At 55.0% G+C, this 22764-nt stretch carries 19 protein-coding genes and 3 pseudogenes; 6 read left to right on the plus strand and 16 right to left on the minus strand.

The features are described from left to right. The first annotated feature begins 80 nt into the window (after positions 1-80). Complete coding sequence (bioD, locus tag A4308_RS14690) at positions 81-776, plus strand: dethiobiotin synthase (protein WP_014883635.1); 696 nt, start codon at positions 81-83, stop codon at positions 774-776. Here the strand turns inward: bioD and clcB are convergent. The 8 genes from clcB to A4308_RS14730 form a co-directional block, all read right to left on the minus strand. Further along, positions 711-2021 carry a voltage-gated ClC-type chloride channel ClcB gene (clcB, locus tag A4308_RS14695; protein WP_059287935.1) on the minus strand — a complete coding sequence of 437 codons (1311 nt, stop codon included), beginning with the start codon at positions 2019-2021 and terminating at the stop codon, positions 711-713. The two genes, bioD and clcB, sit on opposite strands and share 66 nt — an antisense overlap. 102 nt (positions 2022-2123) lie before the next feature. Then, complete coding sequence (gene osmV / locus A4308_RS14700; protein WP_014883637.1) at positions 2124-3272, minus strand: osmoprotectant ABC transporter ATP-binding protein OsmV; 1149 nt, start codon at positions 3270-3272, stop codon at positions 2124-2126. Next, entirely contained in the window at positions 3272-3919 is a 648-nt protein-coding gene (osmW, locus tag A4308_RS14705; RefSeq protein ID WP_014883638.1) for an osmoprotectant ABC transporter permease OsmW, read from the minus strand. The genes osmV and osmW overlap by 1 nt, the downstream gene beginning before the upstream one ends. Positions 3920-3927: 8 nt before the next feature. Continuing rightward, complete coding sequence (gene osmX, locus A4308_RS14710) at positions 3928-4827, minus strand: osmoprotectant ABC transporter substrate-binding protein OsmX (RefSeq protein WP_045282045.1); 900 nt, start codon at positions 4825-4827, stop codon at positions 3928-3930. Between the two features lie 18 nt (positions 4828-4845). After that, positions 4846-5556 (minus strand): osmoprotectant ABC transporter permease OsmY, encoded by a 711-nt coding sequence (gene osmY, locus A4308_RS14715; RefSeq protein ID WP_045282046.1) that lies wholly within the window; start codon positions 5554-5556, stop codon positions 4846-4848. Between the two features lie 273 nt (positions 5557-5829). Beyond that, complete coding sequence (locus tag A4308_RS14720) at positions 5830-6573, minus strand: YoaK family protein (RefSeq protein ID WP_014883641.1); 744 nt, start codon at positions 6571-6573, stop codon at positions 5830-5832. A gap of 175 nt (positions 6574-6748) precedes the next feature. Beyond that, complete coding sequence (locus tag A4308_RS14725) at positions 6749-7942, minus strand: MFS transporter (RefSeq protein WP_045282047.1); 1194 nt, start codon at positions 7940-7942, stop codon at positions 6749-6751. Positions 7943-7992: 50 nt separating this feature from the next. Continuing rightward, positions 7993-9120 (minus strand): alpha/beta hydrolase, encoded by a 1128-nt coding sequence (locus A4308_RS14730; RefSeq protein ID WP_032645247.1) that lies wholly within the window; start codon positions 9118-9120, stop codon positions 7993-7995. A gap of 114 nt (positions 9121-9234) precedes the next feature. On the opposite strand from A4308_RS14730, the gene A4308_RS14735 reads away from it, so the two are divergent. Together A4308_RS14735 and catA are read left to right on the plus strand one after the other, a co-directional pair. Then, positions 9235-10119 carry a LysR family transcriptional regulator gene (locus A4308_RS14735; RefSeq protein ID WP_032636721.1) on the plus strand — a complete coding sequence of 295 codons (885 nt, stop codon included), beginning with the start codon at positions 9235-9237 and terminating at the stop codon, positions 10117-10119. Between the two features lie 112 nt (positions 10120-10231). Next, positions 10232-10906, plus strand: a complete 675-nt coding sequence (catA, locus tag A4308_RS14740) for a type A chloramphenicol O-acetyltransferase (RefSeq protein ID WP_045134998.1) — start codon at positions 10232-10234, stop codon at positions 10904-10906. A gap of 11 nt (positions 10907-10917) precedes the next feature. Here catA and A4308_RS14745 read toward each other — a convergent pair whose 3' ends face one another. Both A4308_RS14745 and A4308_RS14750 read right to left on the minus strand, forming a co-directional pair. After that, on the minus strand, positions 10918-11232 hold the full coding sequence (locus A4308_RS14745; RefSeq protein ID WP_045282048.1) for a YebG family protein: 315 nt from the start codon (positions 11230-11232) through the stop codon (positions 10918-10920). A gap of 69 nt (positions 11233-11301) precedes the next feature. After that, positions 11302-11655 (minus strand): helix-turn-helix domain-containing protein, encoded by a 354-nt coding sequence (locus A4308_RS14750; protein ID WP_014883647.1) that lies wholly within the window; start codon positions 11653-11655, stop codon positions 11302-11304. 336 nt (positions 11656-11991) lie between these two features. On the opposite strand from A4308_RS14750, the gene A4308_RS14755 reads away from it, so the two are divergent. Continuing rightward, the gene (locus A4308_RS14755; RefSeq protein WP_045282049.1) at positions 11992-13167 is read left to right on the plus strand and encodes an efflux RND transporter periplasmic adaptor subunit; all 1176 of its coding nucleotides are present in this window, start codon (positions 11992-11994) and stop codon (positions 13165-13167) included. Between the two features lie 24 nt (positions 13168-13191). Further along, positions 13192-16344, plus strand: a complete 3153-nt coding sequence (gene oqxB, locus A4308_RS14760; protein ID WP_047028239.1) for a multidrug efflux RND transporter permease subunit OqxB — start codon at positions 13192-13194, stop codon at positions 16342-16344. Positions 16345-16410: 66 nt separating this feature from the next. Here oqxB and A4308_RS14765 read toward each other — a convergent pair whose 3' ends face one another. Beyond that, positions 16411-16890 (minus strand): RrF2 family transcriptional regulator, encoded by a 480-nt coding sequence (locus tag A4308_RS14765; protein WP_023330297.1) that lies wholly within the window; start codon positions 16888-16890, stop codon positions 16411-16413. A gap of 198 nt (positions 16891-17088) precedes the next feature. After that, positions 17089-17301, minus strand: a pseudogene (locus A4308_RS22805) (sensor histidine kinase); the annotation flags it as partial. A gap of 56 nt (positions 17302-17357) precedes the next feature. On the opposite strand from A4308_RS22805, the pseudogene A4308_RS22005 reads away from it, so the two are divergent. After that, positions 17358-17588: pseudogene (locus A4308_RS22005) on the plus strand (MipA/OmpV family protein); the annotation flags it as partial. A 40-nt stretch (positions 17589-17628) separates the two neighbouring features. Here A4308_RS22005 and A4308_RS22810 read toward each other — a convergent pair. The 4 genes and pseudogenes from A4308_RS22810 to ynfE all read right to left on the minus strand — a co-directional run bounded on the left by A4308_RS22810 (position 17629) and on the right by ynfE (position 22704). Then, positions 17629-17853 carry a hypothetical protein gene (locus A4308_RS22810; protein WP_014883667.1) on the minus strand — a complete coding sequence of 75 codons (225 nt, stop codon included), beginning with the start codon at positions 17851-17853 and terminating at the stop codon, positions 17629-17631. 149 nt (positions 17854-18002) lie between these two features. Next, entirely contained in the window at positions 18003-19121 is a 1119-nt protein-coding gene (gene asd, locus A4308_RS14780) for an aspartate-semialdehyde dehydrogenase (protein ID WP_063308647.1), read from the minus strand. Positions 19122-19559: 438 nt separating this feature from the next. Continuing rightward, positions 19560-20174 (minus strand): Tat proofreading chaperone DmsD, encoded by a 615-nt coding sequence (dmsD, locus tag A4308_RS14785; RefSeq protein ID WP_045282051.1) that lies wholly within the window; start codon positions 20172-20174, stop codon positions 19560-19562. Positions 20175-20267: 93 nt separating this feature from the next. Then, positions 20268-22704 (minus strand): annotated as a pseudogene (gene ynfE, locus A4308_RS14790) (selenate/tellurate reductase subunit YnfE). Positions 22705-22764: the final 60 nt, after the last annotated feature.

The following is a 22764-nucleotide window of genomic DNA, read 5'->3' on the forward strand; positions in this document are numbered from 1 at the left end:
CACGCATCCCGTAGACTTCCTCCACTTAATTATTTACCTGGTTTATATTTTCGAAGCATACCCAAGAGGTGGAGTGAGTCATGCTTAAGCGTTTCTTTGTTACTGGTACAGATACCTCTGTCGGCAAGACCGTCGTATCCCGCGCATTGCTGCAGGCGCTTGCAGCAAGCGGTAAACGCGTGGCAGGGTACAAACCGGTCGCAAAAGGGAGTAAAGAGACGCCAGAGGGATTGCGTAATAAAGACGCCCTGGTGCTGCAAAGCGTCTCGTCGCTGGAACTGCCTTATCAGGCGGTCAATCCCATTGCCTTAAGCGAAGAGGAGAGCAGCGTGGCGCACAGCGGTCTGATTAATTATCCCCTGCTGTCCGACGGGCTGGCGAACCTGAGCGAGAAGGTTGATCACGTGGTGGTCGAAGGGACGGGCGGCTGGCGCAGCCTGATGAATGATTTGCGTCCGCTCTCTGAGTGGGTCGTCCAGGAACAGCTTCCGGTGGTGATGGTGGTGGGTATCCAGGAAGGGTGTATCAACCATGCGCTACTGACAGCGCAGGCGATTGCCAATGACGGCCTGCCGCTGGTGGGCTGGGTGGCAAACCGTATCAACCCGGGCCTGGCGCACTACGCGGAGATCATCGACGTGCTGAGCGCCAAACTGCCTGGGCCGCTGGTGGGGGAGCTGCCTTATCTGCCTCGTGCCGAGCAGCGCGAGTTAGCGCAGTACATCGATCTCTCTGCCCTCGGCGGCGTGTTGGCCGTAGATCGAGTCGTGGCGTAACGTTCGCGACAGCACGGACGCCACCACACAGGCGACCAGTAAACCGGGCAGTAAAACATACTGTCCGGTCATTTCACAGACCATTAGCGCCGACATAATGGGCGCATGCGTGGTCGCAGCAAGTAGCGTTGCCATTCCCGCCAGTCCCAGCAATATTGCCGTCTCAGAACCCGGTAACCACAGCGCGAAAAGCTGCGCAAACAGCATCCCCGTCGCCATGCCGACAAACAGCGTGGGCGTAAACACGCCGCCCGGTGCACCCGAACCGCTGCTGGCCAGTACCGCCAGCAATTTACAGATAAACACTCCGGCAATCACCGACAGCAGCGGCGGGGCGAGCAGAAAAGCCTGAACCACGCTGTAGCCATTCCCCCATACCTTCGGCGTGAGGAGGGACAGCAGCCCGACGATCAACCCCCCCAGCGCCAGCTGCCACGGCGGCGAAAGTTTGAGACGCAGAAACAGTCCGTGGCTAAACGTCATCAGCCACATCAACAGGGGTCCGCAAAGACCTGCCAGCAGACCCATGGCGACCAGCAGGGCATAATCTGTCGCGGTCAGTATGCCGCTCAGATGGACTTCATAGAGCGTGCTGGCGCCGGGTGCCAGCACGCGCGTGGTCAGAAGCGCCACCACCGCCGCAATAACCACGGGGCCGAGTGAGGCCAGCATGAGCGTGCCAAACAGAATCTCTGCAATAAACAGGCTTCCGGCTAAGGGGGCATGATAAGCGCTGGACATCCCGGCCGCGGCGCCACAGGCGATCCAGAGCTTCCATTCAGATTTGGGCGTAAAACGGCGAGCGAAAAAGGAGGCGGCGAGAGCGGCAAGCAGGATCATGGCCCCTTCGCGCCCGATGGCGCTTCCGCTGGCGACGACCAGCAGCGACGCCAGGGATTTTACAAGGCTGGCACCGTAATCAAACTGGCCGTCCCCGGTCTCCAGCGCCTCCATGTAATCGGTTGGCGCGTGAGGCCGCTGGGCGGTCAGTCGTTGCCATCCCCAGAGCAGTACCCCGGCGGCCAGCCCACCCAGCGCAGGCGTCAGCGCGCGCCGCCAGGACGAGAGCGATGCGGCGGCATTCACCAGGCTACCGCTGTCGTTGCTGAGAAGCAGCCACTCCAGCAGGTACATGCTGTGACGAAACACCGCAACGGCCAGCGCCGCCAGCACGCCGGTGACGGTGGCAATCAACAGTCGGCGAAACATCGCCCGGATGTCGGGGTAAGCATGAAGACGTTGCATGGGTCGCGATTACAGGGGAACGATACAATATTGTGGCGGGAAATCGCGGGGTTAGCAAAAGGTATGCGTGCGAAAGCGCCGGGCGAGGCCCGGCCAGAAGGGTTAACTGTCGCTATGAATATTCAGTGCCCGACGCGTACGCCCGGAACTCAGGTACTCGGCAATATAGTCCTGCGAAATCTCACCGTTGTAACGCCCGTCCTCATCCACGATCGGCATCCAGCTGGTATTGCTTTCATACAGACGTGACAACACGACGCGCAGGTTGTCTTCCGCCTTGCCGGTCATGCGGAACGGATGCAGGATGTCGGCACAGGTACCGCTGGCGTTGCGCGCTTCGCGACGTTTCACAAAGCCGAGCGGTTTTCCGTGCTCGTCGACCACGGTAATTGCGCGAATATCATTGTCGTCCATCGTGGCAAAGGCTTCAGGAAGCGGCGTAGAGCTCCGCGCCGTAATGGTCGGCTGCTGGTCGGTGACGTCTCCTGCGGAGACCAGCAGCAGCCGCTTCAGCGTCCTGTCCTGACCAACAAACGAGCCGACAAATTCATTGGCCGGTTTTGCCAGCAGTTCATCCGGGCTGGCACACTGCACGATTTTCCCCTGACGGAAGACTGCGATTCGGTCGCCGAGCTTCAGGGCTTCATCAATATCGTGGCTGACCAGCATCACCGTTTTCTTCAGCTTGCGCTGCATCTCCAGGAACTGGTTCTGGATCACCTCGCGGTTGATGGGGTCCACCGCGCCGAACGGTTCATCCATCAGCAGTACCGGAGGATCCGCCGCCAGGGCGCGGATGACGCCGATACGCTGCTGCTGGCCGCCGGACATCTCGCGCGGATAGCGGCTAAGAAACTTACGCGGATCCATTGCCACCATATCCATCAGCTCTTCGGCGCGGGTTTTGCAGCGCGCTTTATCCCAGCCCAGCATGCGCGGTACAACGGTGATGTTCTCTTCGATAGTCATGTTCGGGAACAGGCCAATCTGCTGGATCACGTAGCCAATATTGCGGCGCAGGGTCACCGTGTCCATCCCGCTGGTGTCTTCACCGTTAATGAGGATTGTTCCGCTGCTGGGTGTGATAAGGCGGTTAATCATCTTCAGTGTCGTGGTTTTCCCGCAGCCGGACGGGCCGAGCAGGACACACATTTCCCCTTCGGGGACGTTCAGGTTGACGTTATCGACGGCCTTAAAGGTCTGGCCGTGCTTCTGTGAAAAGTGTTTGGTGAGGTTTTCCAGTTTTATCATTATCGAATCCCCTTTGGAGTCAGAACCACCTGCAAACGGTGCAGCAGCCAGTCAAGCACAATAGCTAAAAGACAAATCATCAGCGCGCCCGCAATCAACATGCGAATATCACTTCCGCCAATACCATTGAGCAGCAGCAGGCCCAGGCCACCCGCGCCGATTACCGCGGCAATCGCCATCACGCCAATATTCATGACGACGGCGGTACGGATCCCACCGAAAATTACCGGCAGCGCCATCGGGATTTCCACCCAGCGCAGACGCTGCCAGAAGGTCATGCCGATGCCCCGTCCGGCTTCACGCAGCCCCGGCGGCAGGCTGTCGAGCGCCGTATGGGTGTTACGTACAATCGGCAGCAGCGAGTAGAGAAACACCGCCGTAATCGCGGGCAGGGCGCCGATACCCTGACCGATCAGCGAAAAGAGCGGGATCATCAGACCAAACAGGGCGATGGACGGAATGGTCAGCACGATGGTAGCGATGCCCAGTACTGGCGTTGCCAGCCATTTATGACGGACAATCAGAACGCCCAGCGGGACGCCGATGAGGATGGCTAAACCCACGGCCAGCGCCACCAGCCACAGGTGCTGCAGCGTCAGGGTTAACAGATAGTCCCAGTTATCCAGGATGTAGTGAACGGTATCCATAGCGCCTCCTACAGCAACTGTTTGCTACGCAGGAAATCACGGGCGACCTGCTGCGGTGACTGATGGTCGATATCCACCTTCTTGTTCAGCTCGGTGATAACGTCGTTGTTGAGCTGGGCGGAGAGGGTATTGAGCGCCTCTTCCAGACCCGGATTAGCCTCCAGCGTGTCTTTACGCACCACCGGAGTGACCGCATAGCTCGGGAAGAAGCCTTTATCATCTTCCAGCACCTTCAGGTCAAAGCCCTTCACGCGCCCGTCGGTGGTGTAAATCAGACCGGCGTCGACAAAGCCGTCGCGCACCGCGTTATAGACCAGTCCCGGGTCCATCTGACGAATCTGCGGGCGGTCCAGCGTCATGTTATAGGCGGCCTGCAGCGGCTTCATGCCGTCGCTGCGCCCGGCAAATTCCAGGTCCAGGCCCAGCAGCCAGTTTTTGTCCGGGTTGGTTTTACGGATCTGCTCAATCTTCGCCACCATCTCTGACATGGTGTTGATATGTTCCGCCTCGGCGCGCTTGCGCTGCATGGCGAAAGCATAGGTATTGTTCATGTCAGCGGGTTTAAGCCATACCAGACCGTGCTTTGCGTCCAGGCGTTTCACCGTCTCGTAAGACTCCTGCGGCGACATGCGTTTGTTGATGTGGTTAAAGATGATTAATGACGTGCCGGTGTACTCCCAGGTCATATCGATCTGTTTGTTGATCATCGCGTTACGGGAAATCACCGTGGCGATATTGGTTTGCGGCTGTACATGGAATCCTTTCTTCTGTAAATACTGCACGGTCATTGCCGAGAGAATATGCTGCTCGGTAAAGCTTTTGGTTGCCAGGATCAGCGGGGCTGCCATTGCCTGGCTGGTGAAGAGCGCCGCGGCGCACAGCGCCGTCAGGCCGGAAAACAGTCTCATAAAAGCTCCTTGTTATTGTTATTGAGCGAGATGGGGGCTCATCACGCGACCCAGCGCCGCCAGCAGGGTGTCGAGGATCAGGGCGAACAGGGCGGTGGCCGCCGCGCCGAGGATCAGGGTCGGAAAATCGTTCAGGTAGATGCCGGGGAAAATCAGCTCACCGTAGCTGCTGGCACCAATCAGGAATGCCAGCGGCGCGGTACCGACGTTGATGGCGGTGGCGATGCGGATCCCGGAGAGCATGACGGGCCAGGCGTTGGGCAATTCAACCTGACGCAGACGCTGCCATTTGGTCATCCCGATCCCGTTTGCCGCTTCCAGTAACGAGGCCGGAACGGAACACAGTCCCGCGTAGGTATTGCGCACAATGGGCAGCAGCGAAGCAAGAAACAGCGCGATGATGGCGGGCGTATCGCCGATGCCAATCACCACCATCGCCAGGGCCAGCACGGCCAGCGGTGGCAGCGTGTTACCCACGTTGAAAATTTGCATCACATATTCGGCGATACCCCGCGCGGCCGGGCGGCTCAGCAGGATACCGGCCGGAATACCGACCAGCAGGGCAAAAAACATCGACGAGAAAACCAGTATCATGTGCTGTTGCCCGAGATAAATCAGGTCAACCTGACGCGCCTTGATTGTCTCAAGTCCGATCCCCCAGGTGAGAAGGGCAAGAACCACGATAATCGCGCCAACAAACAGCAGCGAACGTTTGAGTAATGGGTGCATTGCGGTGTGTCTCCCTGTGCGCATGCGTTATAGCAACCACCGGTTGCCTGTTGTTATGCCATGTTTCGGCAGGGGTAATTGACCTATAGCAAGCGTTTGGGAAGGGTTCCAGCGAAGGGGGAAAATCAGTAACCCTATGAAAAGCGTGACAACCTTAAGTCAGGCCTTATGGCGTAAGGGCTGAATATGGCGCAGGCAGAATAGTCCTAAAGCGCAGCCCATAAAGTGACAGGGTCACGTATCACGATGTTCCTGTCACCCTGCCTGAGAGCTTTATCTGCTGAGTAGGGGGCGTACACGGCGAACACGCACTGAGATACTGATAATCGATACGGTCGCGACAACGGAGAGCATCAACCCGAGCGCCAGCATGGCGTTGAAGCCAACCCATCTGAAGAGCAGTAACCCGGCGATACCCCCGGTAATGAACGAGAAAAGGGTGGTTAAGTGGGTTTTCAACTGACTTTTTTGTGCCGCGGTATCTTTGGAGTAATCCCTGCGAAGCATGGCAACCGTGACGGAGGCCAGGGAAATTCCCGCGTCCGTCAGCGTGCCGGTAATGTGCGTCGATCTCACCCGTCCGCCGGAAAGCTGTGTGGAGGTTGAATTATGAATGCCCATCAGACAGCACAGGAAAATAATAATCTCGCGGTTGCTGGTGAGCGCATGGAAATACATCTCGTAGAGAGATACGCCGGTTAATAATATCCCTTCGACAAAAAGGATTTGGCAAAAAACCAGCCTGACGTTATGGATAATGCCCCATATCACGATAAGACGCGCAAGGATTGCACCCGCCACAAAGGAGAGAATAATCGAGCCAAAGAAAATGATATCGCTCAGATCGGTGGAGGAGACTTCGCTGGATAATTGTGAGGTGTTGCCGGTCATATGAGAGGGGAAAAAGCCAAAGGCCCCAAGGGCGATGGCGTTGAGTAAACCTGCTGAGGTCGCCAGCCAGAGAGCAAGCCGGCGATCCTCCTGGTGCGTTCGTTCTTTCTTGAGTTTAATCAGCAAGAATACCTCCGGGGTGAGCTTTGCCTGAATAATCAGGCTAGCAAAGCGTGTCGACGGGCTGTCCAGGATATTGCTTAATTATTATTCCCTCTGGCGACGTTGAGGGTTTAGTAATTAAATAAAATATCCTTACGAAAAGTATTCCAAACTGAAACCTCACGCTACGCCGTTATTTTCATGAGGCGCTTTCGCGGAGGCGTGAAAGCATAAACGTCAACGCAGCCGCACAAAGCAGCACTATGCCGCTCAGGGCAAACGTGCTCTGCCAGCCGAGGCGATCAAACACCATACCGCCCGCCGTTGAACCCAGTGCAATGGCGAGTTGGATCACCGCGACCATTAACCCTCCGCCCGCTTCGGCATCCTCCGGAAGCGTTCGGGCGACCCACGTCCACCAGCCCGTCGGTGCTGCCGTCGCCAGCATTCCCCACAAGCCTGACAGCAGGGCAACAATCCACACGTTATGCCCGGTCAAAATCAACGCGCCAGCGATGGTGGCCATCAGCAGTGGAATCGCTATTAACGTCAGGTAAAACGCCGCGTTCAATACCAGAGAAACGAGAAGGGTGCCAATAAATCCGGCAATGCCGATGGCGAGCAAAATCAGCGATAGCCCGGAGGCGCTGACGTGCGTGACGGTCTCGAGAAATGGGCGCACATAGGTAAACAGCGCAAACTGTCCCATAAAGAACAGGCTGCAGGCTATCAGACCGACGGATACGACAGGCTGGCGAAATAGCCGAAAGACGCCTTCACCTGACGCACCGTTTTTACGCCCGCTCATATTTGGCAGGCTAACGTACTGCCACAGGAATGCCGCGATTGTCACGGGCACCAGACAAAGGAAGGCACCGCGCCAGCCAATGGTTGCACCCAGGTAGCTGCCTAGCGGGGCGGCCACGACCGTTGCCAGCGCGTTACCACCGTTGAAAATAGCCAGCGCGCGCGTGACCTGATGATGGGGAACCAGGCGAATAGCCGTTGCCGCCGACATGGACCAGAACCCGCCGATGGCGATACCGATCAGCGCGCGACCGGTCATATACGTCTGATAGTTCTGGGCGAAGGCAATAATGAGCCCCGAGAGCGCCATCAGTATCGTCATGCCCAGCAGAAGGTGTTTACGATTCATATTCCCGGCAAGCCGGGAGAGGAAGAGGCTGGTCAGTACCGCCAGCGCGCCGGAGATAGCAATGCCCTGGCCTGCAAGCCCCTCCGTCACGCCTAAATCTGCGGCAAGCGGGGTGAGCAGGCTCACGGGCATAAATTCCGAGGCAATCAGGACGAATACGCAAAGGGTCATGGCAAAAATGCCTCCCCAGTACGCATGTTCCTCATGCTGTGAAGTGGTGTGGTTTAATGTGGACATCGTCTGATTTCGCGAAGAGAGCCGCCCGTCGAAACGGGCAGCAGGGAGGTTTATTTCAGGCTGTTTTTAAAGAATTGTTCAAACTGAGCGAATGGGATCTTCCCGGCAGCATTGTCGTAGAGATCGACATGGTTGGCGCCCGGGACAATCACCAGTTCTTTCTGCTTGCTGCCGACCGCGTTAAACGCATCTTCGGCGAAATAACGGGAGTGCGCCTTTTCGCCGGTCACGATAAGCGTCGGGATAGCGATCTCTCCGGCATAGCTCAGCAGCGGCATGTTCATGAACGAGAGCGGCATAGTTGCCGTCCATGCGCCGGTTGAGTTGACGGAACGCGCGTGGAAGCCACGCGGCATGCGGTAGTAGTCATAAAACTCTTTCAGCACCGGATTCGGGTTGGCGGGCAAGGCTTCTGGCAGAATACGTTCTGACGCGGTCACTTTGCCGTTCTCGTCAACATAAATGTCATGGCCGCCCTGTGCAAAGGTGCCGTTCCCGGCATCCTTCCAGCGCTGTTCATTCAGGTACTGCAGCACAGCATGGCGATCTGCCGAAGAATAACGATCTTTGCCGTCGCCTACGCCGTGACCCATCGCCCGGCTCATGTCATACATTACGCTGGTGGCGACAGCTTTGATGCGCGTATCCATGGATGCCGCATTCAGCGCCATACCGCCCCAGCCGCAGATCCCAAGGATGCCAATGCGCTTACGGTCGACCTCTTTCTGCACGCCCAGGAAATCAACCGCGGCGCTAAAGTCTTCGGTGTTGACGTCCGGTGACGCGACGTTGCGCGGCTGACCGCCACTTTCGCCCGTCCAGGAAGGGTCGAACGCCAGGGTTACAAACCCTTTTTCCGCCAGGGTCTGCGCGTAGAGGCCGCTGGACTGTTCTTTGACCGCGCCAAATGGCCCGCTGACGGCAATCGCTGCCAGCTTACGGTCGCCACGGTTTTTAGGAAGATAGAGATCGCCTACCAGGGTAATACCGTAACGGTTCTGGAAGGAGACCTTACGGTGGTCAACCCGGTCACTTTTGGCAAAGGTTTTGTCCCAGGTTGTGACCATCGAGACGGGGGCGTTAGGATTGGTGGCTTCTGCATAACTCATGGTTGTCACTCCACTTAATGATGCGCATAGTAGCATCGCAACAGACAGTTTTTGGGTGAATGTTTTCATGTATCGATACCCTGCGGTGTTGTGTTGCGGCCATTATAGTTAGCAGGAATAGTGCTGATTAGAGGCCATAATCTGCTAGAATTAATATCAAATTGTTATGAATTGCGGGGCGTAATGGCGAAGCGAGAAAACTACAATGAGCTGTACCTGTTTATGCAGGTGGTGCGGGAGGGAAGTTTCACCGCGGCTGCGCAGCGGCTTGGGCTGGCGCAATCCGGGGTGAGCCGCTCGGTGCGCGAGCTGGAGGAGCGGTTGGGCGTCCAGCTTCTCGTGCGCACCACGCGTAAGCTGTCGTTAACCCACGCCGGAGAGCAGCTCTATCAGACAGCCGAATCCGCGTTCGATGCACTTGATTCGGGTCTGGCGACCCTCGCACATTATCGTCAGACACCGTCCGGCACGGTGCGCATTAACGCCAGTCAGCACGCCATCGACAAATGCCTGCTGCCAAAGCTCGCCATTTTTAAACAGCGTTACCCGGATATCAGGCTGGAACTCATAAATGAAAGCCGCTTCGTCGACATCATCACCGAGCGGTTTGATGCGGGTGTCAGGCTGGGAGCTGAGGTCAGTCAGGGAATGATTGCGGTGCGCATCACGCCCGATATGGAAATGGCCGTAGTGGCTGCACCGGGGCACTTCAGGCGTTATGGCTTTCCCCAGACGCCAGCTGATTTAGTGGCGCATCCCTGTATTGCCTATCAGTTTGCTGATGGAAGTGATTATCAGTGGGAACTGGTCGAGGACGGGAAAAAAATCACCCATCGGCCAGAGGGGCAGTGGGCATTGTCAGACAGCTATATGGAAGCCCAAGCCGCCCGTCTTGGGCTTGGGCTGGCTTATGTTCCGCTTGAGCTGGTGGCTGATGATCTTGAAAAAGGAACGCTTATCCGGGTATTGCAGCGCTATAGCCTGCGCATGGACGGGCTCTATCTTTATTATCCGCACCGCAACGTATCGCCGGCTTTGAGGGCCGTTATTGATACGCTGAAAATGTAATTTCTGTGAACGTGTTTTTCTTCGACATGTGAACTGCAGGCCCCTGCTTGCTTAAGTCAGGAAAAAAACTTAGGCTAACGTCAAGATCTGCTTGCTCAACAAAGGCTTAAAAATGGAAAAAATAATCCCGGAATATACGGCTGTTGATTTATCCCGTTGGGCAAGAAAGGAGCATTTTGAGGTATTTCAGGGGTTTGCTCAATCGACGTTTAACCAGACTGTGTTGGTCGATATTACCGTGCTGCTAAGCCATATTAAAAACGTTGGCTGGAAGTTTTATCCGACGATTATTTTTCTCGTTGCTAAAATCGTTAACCGTCACCCAGAATTCCGTATGGCCATGAAGGACAATGAGCTTGTCATATGGAATGAAATTCATCCAAATTATACGATTTTCCATAATGAAACAGAGACCTTTTCATCATTATGGAGTCATTACGATGGCGATATACAGCACTTTCAGAAAACCTATTCTGAAGACATGGCTCGCTATGGCGATAAACTTGCGTATTGGCCAAAAGAAGAATCCAGGGAAAATATCTTTTTTATATCCGGCATTCCGTGGGTAAGTTTTACGAGCTTCAGCGTTAGCGTGGCTAATATGAAAAACTTTTTTGCCCCTATGTTTACGCTTGGAAAATATTACGAGCAAGAGGGCAGGGTATTATTACCTCTCGCCGTTCAGGTACATCATTCTGTCTGCGATGGTTTCCATGTGGCAAGGTTTTTTAATGAGTTACAAGAGGTCTGCGATGCGTTACCACAGCAGACCGGGCAACAGGAATGATGATGTGGCCATCAGGCCGCTTTAACCGCCCTGATTTTTTTACTGTCAGCTGCACCTGACTCGGTTTTATCGTCAGCAGGGGTATCAAGAGCCGGGAGCTTACTGGTTCGCAAAATATGCTGCACGGCATCTTTCTGCTCGGCGAGATACAGGCCAAGATCTTCAGCCTGCGTTTCATCCATCTGCATTCCGCTTTGCAAAAGCCAGTCGGTAAACGCCTCTGCCAAATCAAGCAGTTTGTCGTGAGCGTCAGCCTCTTTCTTACTGGCAAATGTCATTTTCTCTTCACCTTTTCTTACGACAACATATTTTGTTTCAACAGCCATCACGCACCTCTCATACTGTATTTATGTACAGTATAACAGAGGCCGGAAAAAGTTGCAGCAAAATGTGCGTTACGTGTGCGCCTGCTGGGTTTCACGGCAGGCCACACTGCGCCGCCATGCGCCTGGAGCCTGGCCATATTGCCGTTTAAAACTGCGGTTGAAGGATTGCTGAGAGTCAAAACCCAACGCGATCGCCACGTTCAGAATCGGTTCGTCGCTGTGGGTTAAGCGCTCAACGGATTTTTGCAGCTTTTGCGCGCGAATGTATCCGGCGAGAGGGTAGCCTGTATGTTCTTTAAACAGTCGCTGAAGGTGCCATTTCGAATAGCCGGAGCGCCTGGCGACGGACTCAATATCCAGACGGCTATCAAGGTTGTTGTCGATCCAGTCGAGTAAATCATGCATAAATGCGCCCGTGTTCATCGGGTTACCTCCACGCAGCCTGTTAAATGGTAACTTTATCTGTTGCATTTAAAGGTGGCGCGTTTTTGCAGTAATTGCAAGTTTTATTGTTGCATTTAAATCCTTACCTGAAACGGGCCTTTTTAACATCCGATCGAATAGCACATAAAGTGCAACAATTATTCTTGCACTTAGTTAAGCGCCTTCCTACAATCGCCGCGAATAGTGTATTCGCAACTGTTACAGTTTTGTGGCGATGAACGACACAAATGGCCTTAAGCCAGCCCGGACAAAGGAAGTGGTGCGGTGCCTCCTGCCGCGTCTTGCCCGGCGGCTACAATTACCGGAATAAAAATAATGAGCCTGCAAAAAACCTGGGGAAACGAACCTCTGCATGCGCTGGGAGCGATATTGCTCTCCCTGTTGCTTGTCGGATGTGATAACAGCGTCGCGCAAAATGCTGCACCCCCTGCGCCCGCCGTCAATGCTGCTGATGTGGTTGTGAAATCCATTAGTCAGTGGGATAGCTTTAACGGCCGGATCGAAGCCGTGGAGAGCGTTCAGCTTCGCCCCCGCGTCTCTGGCTATATCGACAAAGTGAATTTCACCGACGGCCAGGAGGTGAAAAAGGGTGAGGTGCTGTTCACGATTGATGACAGAACCTATCGTGCCGCGCTGGAGCAGGCGCAGGCGACGCTGGAGAGAGCCAAAACGCAGGCCAGCCTGGCACGAAGCGAGGCTAACCGTACCGATAAACTCATCAATACCAACCTGGTATCCCGTGAAGAGTGGGAGCAGCGCCGTGCGGCCGCCATTCAGGCGCAGGCCGATATTCGCGCCGCGCAGGCTGCGGTAGACGCCGCTCAGCTTAACCTCGATTTCACGAAAGTAACGGCACCGATTGATGGCCGCGCCAGCCGCGCGTTGATCACCAGCGGTAATCTGGTCACGGCGGGCGACAGCGCCAGCGTGCTGACAACGCTGGTCTCGCAGAAGACGGTGTACGTCTACTTTGACGTGGATGAGTCAACCTACCTCCACTATCAAAACCTCGCCCGCAGAGGGCAGGGGGTGTCCAGCAATCACACTGCACTACCGGTTGAAATTGGCCTGGCGGGTGAGGAAGGGTATCCCCATCAGGGCAAAGTGGATTTCCTGGATAATCAGCTGGCGCCGAGTACCGGTACGATCCGTATGCGCGCGCTGCTGGATAACGCGCAGCGTCAGTTCACGCCGGGCCTTTTCGCTCGCGTTCGCCTGCCGGGCAGCGCTGAATTCCAGGCCACGCTTATTGACGACAAAGCGGTGCTGACCGATCAGGATCGCAAATATGTTTATATCGTGGATAAAGAGGGCAAAGCACAGCGACGCGATATTACGCCAGGGCGCCTGGCGGACGGCTTACGCATCGTGCAGCAGGGGCTGAAACCCGGCGATAAAGTCATCGTCGATGGTTTACAAAAAGTGTTTATGCCGGGTATGCCGGTTAACGCGAAAACCGTCGCCATGACCGCCAGCACCGCCCTCAACTGATCATCTGACCTGAGAATCCTACCCATGGACTTTTCCCGCTTTTTTATCGACAGGCCGATTTTCGCTGCCGTCCTGTCGATTCTGATTTTTATCACAGGATTAATCGCCATCCCGCTGTTGCCGGTGAGCGAATACCCTGATGTCGTACCGCCAAGCGTGCAGGTGCGCGCGGAGTACCCGGGCGCCAACCCGAAAGTGATTGCTGAGACCGTGGCGACGCCGCTGGAAGAGGCGATTAACGGCGTTGAGAACATGATGTACATGAAATCCGTCGCGGGTTCTGATGGCGTGCTGGTGACGACCGTCACTTTCCGTCCGGGAACCGACCCGGATCAGGCGCAGGTTCAGGTACAAAACCGCGTGGCGCAGGCCGAGGCGCGTCTGCCGGAGGATGTGCGCCGTCTGGGCATCACGACGCAGAAACAGTCTCCTACGCTGACCCTGGTGGTGCATCTGTTTTCGCCTGGCGGTAAATACGACTCTCTGTATATGCGCAACTACGCCACGCTGAAAGTGAAGGACGAACTGGCGCGTCTGCCCGGTGTCGGCCAGATCCAGATTTTTGGCTCAGGCGAATACGCGATGCGCGTCTGGCTGGATCCCAATAAAGTAGCGGCGCGCGGGCTGACCGCCTCGGATGTCGTCACGGCGATGCAGGAGCAAAACGTGCAGGTATCGGCCGGGCAGCTGGGCGCCGAGCCGCTGCCGAAGGAGAGCGATTTCCTGATCTCCATTAACGCCCAGGGGCGTCTGCATACCGAAGAAGAGTTTGGCAATATCATTCTCAAAACGTCTCAGGACGGGTCGCTGGTACGCCTGCGCGACGTGGCGCGTATTGAAATGGGATCGGGCAGCTATGCGTTGCGTTCGCAGCTTAACAATAAAGACGCGGTCGGGATCGGTATCTTCCAGTCTCCTGGCGCAAACGCCATCGATCTGTCTAACGCGGTGCGCGCTAAAATGGCGGAACTGTCCACCCGTTTCCCGGAAGATATGAAGTGGGCGGCACCTTACGATCCGACGGTATTCGTGCGCGATTCCATCCGTGCGGTGGTGCAAACGCTGCTGGAAGCGGTAGTGCTGGTCGTACTGGTAGTGATCCTCTTCCTCCAAACCTGGCGTGCGTCGATCATTCCGCTGATCGCGGTGCCGGTTTCGGTCGTGGGGACGTTCAGCGTTCTCTACCTGCTGGGCTTTTCGCTTAATACCCTGAGTTTGTTCGGGCTGGTATTGGCTATCGGTATCGTGGTGGATGATGCCATCGTGGTGGTGGAAAACGTCGAGCGAAATATCGAAGAGGGGCTTGCTCCGCTTGCGGCGGCGCATCAGGCGATGCGTGAAGTGTCCGGGCCGATTATCGCGATTGCGCTGGTATTGTGCGCGGTGTTTGTGCCGATGGCGTTCCTTTCTGGCGTCACCGGCCAGTTCTACAAACAGTTTGCGGTAACGATTGCCATTTCGACGGTGATCTCCGCTATCAACTCGCTGACGCTCTCACCAGCGCTGGCTGCTCTGCTGTTAAAACCGCACGGCGCACCGAAAGATTTCCCGACCCGGCTTATCGATCGTCTGTTCGGCTGGATTTTCCGACCGTTTAACCGCTTTTTCCATCGTAGCTCGACTGGCTATCAGGGGCTGGTGGGTAAAACGCTCGGCCGACGTGGCGCGGTGTTTGTGGTGTATCTGCTGCTGCTGTGTGCCGCAGGCGTCATGTTTAAAGCGGTTCCCGGTGGCTTTATTCCGACACAGGATAAGCTGTACCTGATTGGTGGCGTGAAAATGCCCGAAGGCTCGTCGCTGGCGCGTACTGATGCGGTGATCCGCAAAATGAGCGAAATCGGGATGAATACCGAAGGCGTGGACTATGCGGTTGCTTTCCCGGGTCTGAATGCGCTGCAGTTCACCAATACGCCGAACACCGGAACGGTCTTCTTTGGCCTGAAGCCGTTCGACCAGCGTAAACACAGTGCTGCGGAAATTAACGCTGAAATCAACGCGAAAATTGCGCAAATCCAGCAGGGCTTTGGCTTCTCCATTCTGCCGCCGCCGATTTTGGGGCTGGGGCAGGGGTCGGGTTATTCCCTGTACATTCAGGATCGTGCCGGTCTTGGCTATGGCGCATTGCAGAACGCGGTGAATACCATGTCCGGTGCGATTATGCAGACGCCGGGGATGCATTTCCCGATCTCGACCTACCAGGCCAACGTTCCACAGCTGGACGTGCAGGTTGACCGTGACAAGGCGAAAGCGCAGGGCGTGTCGCTGACCGATCTGTTCGGTACGCTGCAAACCTATCTGGGCTCGTCTTATGTGAATGACTTCAACCAGTTCGGGCGTACCTGGCGTGTAATGGCGCAGGCCGACGGACCGTACCGCGAGAGCGTGGAGGATATTGCGAACTTACGTACCCGTAATAACCAGGGTGAAATGGTGCCGATTGGCAGTATGGTTAAGATCAGCACTACCTACGGGCCGGATCCGGTGATCCGCTACAATGGCTACCCGGCGGCTGACCTGATTGGCGATGCCGACCCGCGCGTACTCTCCTCCGCCCAGGCGATGACGCAGCTGGAAGGTATGTCTAAGCAGATATTGCCGAACGGAATGAATATTGAATGGACGGATCTGAGCTTCCAGCAGGCGACACAAGGTAATACGGCGCTGATCGTCTTCCCGGTCGCGGTGCTGCTGGCCTTCCTGGTGCTGGCGGCACTGTATGAAAGCTGGACGCTGCCGCTGGCGGTGATCCTTATCGTGCCGATGACAATGTTGTCCGCGCTGTTTGGCGTCTGGCTGACCGGTGGTGATAACAATGTGTTCGTGCAGGTAGGGCTGGTGGTACTGATGGGGCTGGCGTGTAAAAACGCGATTCTTATCGTGGAGTTTGCCCGCGAGCTGGAAATTCAGGGCAAAGGTATCATGGAAGCCGCGCTGGAGGCCTGCCGCCTGCGTTTACGCCCGATTGTGATGACCTCCATTGCCTTCATCGCCGGAACCATTCCGCTGATCCTTGGCCACGGCGCGGGCGCAGAAGTGCGCGGTGTCACCGGGATTACGGTCTTCTCCGGGATGCTGGGCGTCACGTTGTTTGGTCTGTTCCTGACGCCGGTGTTTTACGTGACGCTGCGTAAATTCGTTACGCGCGGTAAAGAGGAAAGGGACGTTCTGCCTGCATAGGGATGTTGCAGAAAACAAAAAAGCGCCTTCACAGTAAGGCGCTTTTTTTTCACATCAGATCAATCGTTAAAACGTTTCTTTATACTGGGCCATAAGCTCAGGTACCGGATCGCAGCCGCTGCTATCGGCTTTTTTGACCTCTTCCAGCGCGCTTGCCACGGTGTGTCGGGCTAATACCGCCAGCGAAGCCTGCTCAGCTTCTTCGGATACCGATTTAAAGTACCAGCAGGCGTTAGCGCTGACCACACAGCGAGCCGGTACGTCAGGACGCGACGCCCACAGCTTTTTATCTTCAGTGACCGAAAGGTAGATGTCACGCAGGGTGATCTCTTCCGGTGGGCGCCCAAGATGAATGGAGCCGTTACGGCCAAGCGTGGAGACGATAATCCCGTCACGCGTAAGGGGAACCATCAATTTGCGGATAAAGCTCGGGTTGGCTTCCAGGCCGTAGGCCAGAACGCCACTCGTCGAACGTTTACCTAATTGCTCCGCCATCGCTACGCTGAGGACCATCTGCAAAGCTGTCGGGAAGCGGTAATCTAACATTTCTCTGTCCTGGGTCGCGGTGAATCTTGTTCTTTTTGGCACCGCAGAGGTGAATAAGCAATAAACAACAATATAACAAATAGGGTAATTTTTTTGAAGCAATCTGCGGCATTTGCGATCAAACACCCTGTTCTGGTTTAGCTAAACGTGCGGTTCGGGAAGGCAACCGTCACCTGGAGGCCACCTTCTGCGGACGCACTCAGGGCTGTACTTCACGGCATTTTCAATGAGATTGTCTATCAGCGATATCAAACTTTGCCTGACGCCGCTAATCCGGATGTTCTTCTCGGCGAAGAATTCCAGTTCAATTCTGCGCGCTGAGGCTAACGGTTCCAGCTCGGCCATTCGCTCCGGTATGAGCGACGTTAGCGGCACGGACTCCGTCGCGGCGTCAATGCGCGCCTCACTATGCTGCGGTACGGCTTTTAAGGGGGAGAGATCGTCAGGTGTGCGTAAAATGCGGAGCGCTGGCGCTGACCGGCAGTTGGGGCTCCAGCAAGTATATGCAAACGTATTACGGCGTGAGCGATGCCCAGTCGGCGGCATCGGGGTTTGCCCGACATGACGCCGGCGCAGGGATTTACGCCTGGTCGATGGATCTTGACTGGAACCACAAGCTCACCGCCCGCTGGAGCGTGCTTGCCGCAGCGGGCGTAACGCAGTTGACGGGAGAGGCAGGCGATAACCCGATTGTGTAACGAAAAACGTCGCCCACGGGGAGTTTGAAAGTGACGTATCTTATCTCATTAATACCTGAAACAGCTGAACAAAGATATATATTGTCGCTGCCACTTGTATCGTCCGGAACCCCCATCTGAAATAGCGCCATTCATGGCGTTCTCTGGCATCAGCTGCTTCAATAGCGGGGTCAGAACATTTTCTTTTCCTGGCCCTGAATGCACTGATTATCCACAAGATGAGAAGAAAGATGACGATGGTTTTCTCAAGGATTGGATTACCCACAAAATGTGACTCCGTCCTGCCCGCGGTTACAAGCAGGATGGATGAACTACCTTCACATAGCAACCACTAAATGTAGGGGTAATATTCGTTTTCGCTCTGGTGGATTTGCAGTGATTCCGTCACGAGATGTTTTACTCGTAAAATTCGACTTATATTTTGCCAAGCAAAATATTCAACATCCGGCGCAACGGTTCTGCCGCCCCCCCTAATAGCTGATCGCCCACCGTCAGAACCGAGTAAATAGGGTCATTATTCAGGGACATTTTTTTGTAACGGCCAACGCCAACCTGCAGCGAACCGCTGATGTAAGCTGGGGTCAATCGACTGACACTTTCATCCTTGTTATTGGGTACGTAGTTAACCCAGGGGTGGGAATGCGTTACTAAGCTTGCGAATTCTTTTTCGCTGACTTCACGCTTGAGCTTCAGGGTGATGGCAGCACTATGGCACCGGATCACGCCGACACGAATACACAAACCGTTTACCGGGATTGTACCTGGAGAAAGCCCAAGAATCTTGTTCGTTTCTGCCTCACCTTTCCACTCTTCGCGGCTATTCCCATCGCCTAAATCGCTATCAATCCATGGAATGATGCTGCCCATAAGAGGTATGCCGAAATTCTGGATGGGCATGTCAGCACTGTTAATAAGCTCACTGACTTTATTGACTAAAGGAAGCACCGATCCTGATGACATGAGTTCATCTGAGGATAAATGCTGGCTGATATATGCGCTTTGAGCGATTAATTCTCTAACATATTTAGCCCCTGCACCTGATGCAGACTGATACGTCATTACGCTCATCCATTCGATTAAGTCAGCCTTTATCAGTCCAGCAAGCCCCATAAGACTCAGGGTGATGGAGCAGTTGCCACCAACAAAAAGTTTAATTCCTTCTTTGATTGCACGATCAATATTAGAACGATTGACGGGGTCGAGAATAATACAGGCTTTCTCATCCATCCGTAACGCTGAGGCCGCATCAATCCAGTAGCCTTTCCAGCCATGATCAATCAAATCAGGATATATTGCTTTAGTATAATCACCGCCCTGACAGGTTATAATGATATCCATTTCGGACAGGGCATTGATTGAATTAGCATCTTTTAGCATATAGCCGACGCCACCAATGACAGGACCGGCGGCACCTGCACTTGAAGTACTGTAAAAATGCACAGAAATACCGTCGAAGTCGTTCTCTTCGACCATTCGCTGTAACAAAACAGAACCTACCATTCCTCGCCAACCGACGATGCCAACCTGCTTCATTTGCTTAACCTTTGTAATGTTATGATATTGTTAACTTGTGTTCGGGGGACGTTATATCGCATCTAAAGTTGAAGGTCATTACGTATGGCATCAGATTTAATCATTATTAAAATGTTTCATATGGCATCAGTGATTTTTATAGCTAAACCAGACAAAAAATTCACATTCATCGGGTATTAAATAAATAATCATGGGCTGGCGCGTCATAAATAAGTAATGATCGTTAAGCATTTAGAGCAATTGCGGACATACGAGCCACACATATTACGTCGCTTTCATTAAGGGCTAAGAAGGGCTCTGAATGGTTAAGGTTGAGGAAATAAAAATGAGGAATTCGCCTGCCTGGATGAAGAGGTTTATCTGTTATCTTTTTTTAAAAATCCGCTTCCGGCACAAGCAAGACCGCAAGCGGACAATCTCAACACCTCATCACATCCCTTAGCGATACAGCGTCTTTTCCGCAACAGGGATAACCAGCGCGGATCGCCAGTCCGCCAGCGTCAGCTGCGCAAGCCTGCCCAGCGCGGTGTAAAACGGATGACCCGCATTGTCGACAAATACCGACAGGAAGCGGGTACTCCACGGCAGCAGGTGCCACGCCAGGAGCTGGTCGCACTCCGAATCGCGGCCATTCTCAATCAGCCACGCCGCCAGCAGCAGCAGGGTACCGAAATGATCTTCCGGTTCGTTCTGCTGCATCTCAAAAGCGATGCCGTTTTCACGCATCCACTGGCGCAGCGCAAGGGTTGAGTCACCAAACAGCACGGATTCGCGATCCAGCCAGACGGAACCCCACGGCGGAGCGGGCAGGGCATAAGGGCCAATAAACAACCGTTGCCAGGCGTCCGTCAGCGGCTCATCGGAAGACGTGGCAAAGGTATCGGCAACGGGCTGCAGCGTTTCCGGAGACAGGGGCCAGTCCTGAACCCATTTGCCAGCGATAAGGGCCTGTACCAGGGGCTCAGTCTGCTCGCTGTCAGGAGCGAAATAAAACAGCGCGCCCAGCACCCGGGCGCTGAACGCGAACGATTCACGCTGTAAGACGTCTTTCATTAAACCTTCCTTGCTTGCGCGGGGCACGCCCGCGCGACTGTGTTAATCAGTAATACACACCATAGAATAAACCACGGCCATCCGTTTCACCCCTTATACCTTCTCAATCTGTACCAGGTTGGTGTGCTGCGGGTTGCCCTTGGCCAGCGGAGACGGGCGATGGGTCGTCAGGGTGTTGATGCAGGAGCCGTGGTCGATACGATCGCCATTCATATTGGCGTCATGCCAGGCGCCCTGGCCCATGGCACTCACGCCGGGCATGATGCGAGGCGTGACTTTCGCTTCAATTCTCACCTCACCGCGATCGTTAAACACGCGCACCGTATCGCCGTTCTTAATGCCGCGTTTTTCGGCATCGAGAGGATTAAGCCAGACCTCCTGGCGGCAGGCCGCTTTCAGCACGTCAACGTTACCGTAGCTAGAGTGGGTACGGGCTTTGAAATGGAAGCCAAACAGCTGCAGAGGATACTGCGCGCGCGGGGGCATCCCAACCGTCAAATGTTGAGGCATAGACGGGAAGAGGGCTGATGGTTTCGTCTTTTGCCAGTTTCCAGGTCGCTGCAATTTCAGCCAGCTTACTCGAGTAAATTTCAATCTTACCCGATGGCGTTTTCAGCGGATTGGCTTCCGGGTTTTCGCGGAATTTTTTATACGCCACAAAGTGTCCATTCGGATCTTTGCGCTTATAAATGCCCATTTTCTTCAGCTCATCATAGGACGGCAGTTGAGGGTCTTTTTCGAGCATTTTGGCATACAGATACTGCAGCCATTGCGCTTGCGTCCGTCCTTCGGTGAATTTCTGATGGATATCCGGCCCAAGACGTTTCGCCACTTCACTCATGATCCAGTAGATGGGCTTGCGTTCAAACTTCGGTGCGGTGACGGGCTGGAGGAAAATCAGGTAGCCCATGTTCCCGGCGTAATCGTTAGGAATAATATCTTCCTGCTCGACGGTCATTAAATCCGGCAACACGATATCGGCATACTTCGCTGACGACGTCATGAAATTATCGATGACGACAATCATTTCGCACTTGCTTTCATCCTGCAGGATATCGTGGGTTTTATTGATATCGGAGTGCTGGTTGATGATGGTATTACCCGCGTAGTTCCAGATGAACTTAATCGGCACATCCAGCTTATCTTTACCGCGCACCCCGTCGCGCAGGGCAGTCATTTCCGGTCCGCGGGCGATGGCGTCCGTCCAGCTAAAACAGGAGATCTGCGTTTTGACCGGGTTTTCCGGCAGCGGCATCCGTTCGATGGTGATGGTATACGTCGACTCACGCGCGCCGCTGTTACCGCCGTTGATCCCTACGTTGCCGGTCAGGATCGGCAGCATCGCGATGGCGCGGGACGTCAATTCGCCGTTCGCCTGACGCTGTGGACCCCAGCCCTGGCAGATATAGGCTGGCTTCGCAGAACCGATTTCCCGGGCAAGCTTAACGATACGATCGGCCGGTATGCCCGTAATGCGCGAGGCCCACTCCGGGGTTTTCGCCGTTCCGTCATCGCCCTGGCCGAGAATATACGCTTTGTAGTGCGCGTTAGCCGGCGCGCCTTCCGGCAGCGTTTTTTCGTCGTAGCCGACGCAGTACTTGTCGAGGAAAGGCTGGTCGACAAGATTTTCGTTAATCATTACCCATGCCAGACCGGCCACCAGCGCGGCATCGGTCCCTGGACGAATCGGGATCCATTCATCTTCACGTCCGGCTGCCGTGTCGGTATAGCGCGGATCGATGACAATCATACGCGCGTTGGACCGCTCGCGAGCCTGCTCAAGATAATAGGTAATCCCGCCCCCGCTCATGCGCGTTTCCGCCGGGTTGTTGCCGAACATCACCACCAGTTTGGTGTTTTCGATATCCGAGGTGCTGTTACCGTCATTGCTGCCGTAGGTGTAAGGCATTGCGCAGGCGATTTGCGCCGTGCTGTAGGTGCCGTAGTGGCTCAGGAAACCGCCGTAGCAGTTCATCAGGCGCGCCACCAGCGACGCGTAAGGGGAGGAGCGGGTGATATTGCCGCCGACAATCCCGGAGGAGTAGTTGATGTACACCGCTTCATTGCCATATCTGGCGACCACGTCTTTCAGGCTGGCGGTGATGGTGTTGAGCGCTTCATCCCAGCTGATACGCTCGAACTTGCCTTCACCGCGTTTGCCCACGCGCTTCATCGGGTAGTTCAGACGGTCAGGGTGGTTGATGCGACGGCGAATAGAACGTCCGCGCAGGCAGGCGCGAACCTGGTGATTGCCGTAGATATCCTCGCCGGTGTTATCCGTTTCGACCCAGTACACCTCATCGTCGCGGACGTGCAGACGCAATGCGCAGCGGCTGCCACAGTTAACCGAGCAGGCGCCCCAGACGACTTTATCGTCAGCAGGTTTCGTGGCGCTTTGCACTGCGGCGGCAACGCGTTTCACGCCAAAAGGCAATGAGACGCTACCGGCGGCGAACGCCAGCGATCCTATCGCCGTAGATTTCACGAGTGTTCGACGGCTAATCCCGCCGTGATGTTCGATATCGGACATGGCTCACCCCACCAATGTAATTGCGTATTATTTTTCCCGAAATGATAACCGGGCTAATGG

Source organism: Enterobacter sp. ODB01 (assembly GCF_001623605.1).
Taxonomy (GTDB): domain Bacteria; phylum Pseudomonadota; class Gammaproteobacteria; order Enterobacterales; family Enterobacteriaceae; genus Enterobacter; species Enterobacter kobei.

Excerpts from the sequence above, each read along its gene's own strand:
- bioD (WP_014883635.1), top strand. The coding sequence starts at position 81 with ATGCTTAAGCGTTTCTTTGTTACTGGTACAGATACCTCTGTCGGCAAG.
- clcB (WP_059287935.1), bottom strand. The coding sequence starts at position 2,021 with ATGCAACGTCTTCATGCTTACCCCGACATCCGGGCGATGTTTCGCCGA.
- osmV (WP_014883637.1), bottom strand. The coding sequence starts at position 3,272 with ATGATAAAACTGGAAAACCTCACCAAACACTTTTCACAGAAGCACGGC.
- osmW (WP_014883638.1), bottom strand. The coding sequence starts at position 3,919 with ATGGATACCGTTCACTACATCCTGGATAACTGGGACTATCTGTTAACC.
- osmX (WP_045282045.1), bottom strand. The coding sequence starts at position 4,827 with ATGAGACTGTTTTCCGGCCTGACGGCGCTGTGCGCCGCGGCGCTCTTC.
- osmY (WP_045282046.1), bottom strand. The coding sequence starts at position 5,556 with ATGCACCCATTACTCAAACGTTCGCTGCTGTTTGTTGGCGCGATTATC.
- A4308_RS14725 (WP_045282047.1), bottom strand. The coding sequence starts at position 7,942 with ATGTCCACATTAAACCACACCACTTCACAGCATGAGGAACATGCGTAC.
- A4308_RS14730 (WP_032645247.1), bottom strand. The coding sequence starts at position 9,120 with ATGAAAACATTCACCCAAAAACTGTCTGTTGCGATGCTACTATGCGCA.
- A4308_RS14735 (WP_032636721.1), top strand. The coding sequence starts at position 9,235 with ATGGCGAAGCGAGAAAACTACAATGAGCTGTACCTGTTTATGCAGGTG.
- catA (WP_045134998.1), top strand. The coding sequence starts at position 10,232 with ATGGAAAAAATAATCCCGGAATATACGGCTGTTGATTTATCCCGTTGG.
- A4308_RS14745 (WP_045282048.1), bottom strand. The coding sequence starts at position 11,232 with ATGGCTGTTGAAACAAAATATGTTGTCGTAAGAAAAGGTGAAGAGAAA.
- A4308_RS14750 (WP_014883647.1), bottom strand. The coding sequence starts at position 11,655 with ATGAACACGGGCGCATTTATGCATGATTTACTCGACTGGATCGACAAC.
- A4308_RS14755 (WP_045282049.1), top strand. The coding sequence starts at position 11,992 with ATGAGCCTGCAAAAAACCTGGGGAAACGAACCTCTGCATGCGCTGGGA.
- oqxB (WP_047028239.1), top strand. The coding sequence starts at position 13,192 with ATGGACTTTTCCCGCTTTTTTATCGACAGGCCGATTTTCGCTGCCGTC.
- A4308_RS14765 (WP_023330297.1), bottom strand. The coding sequence starts at position 16,890 with ATGTTAGATTACCGCTTCCCGACAGCTTTGCAGATGGTCCTCAGCGTA.
- asd (WP_063308647.1), bottom strand. The coding sequence starts at position 19,121 with ATGAAGCAGGTTGGCATCGTCGGTTGGCGAGGAATGGTAGGTTCTGTT.
- dmsD (WP_045282051.1), bottom strand. The coding sequence starts at position 20,174 with ATGAAAGACGTCTTACAGCGTGAATCGTTCGCGTTCAGCGCCCGGGTG.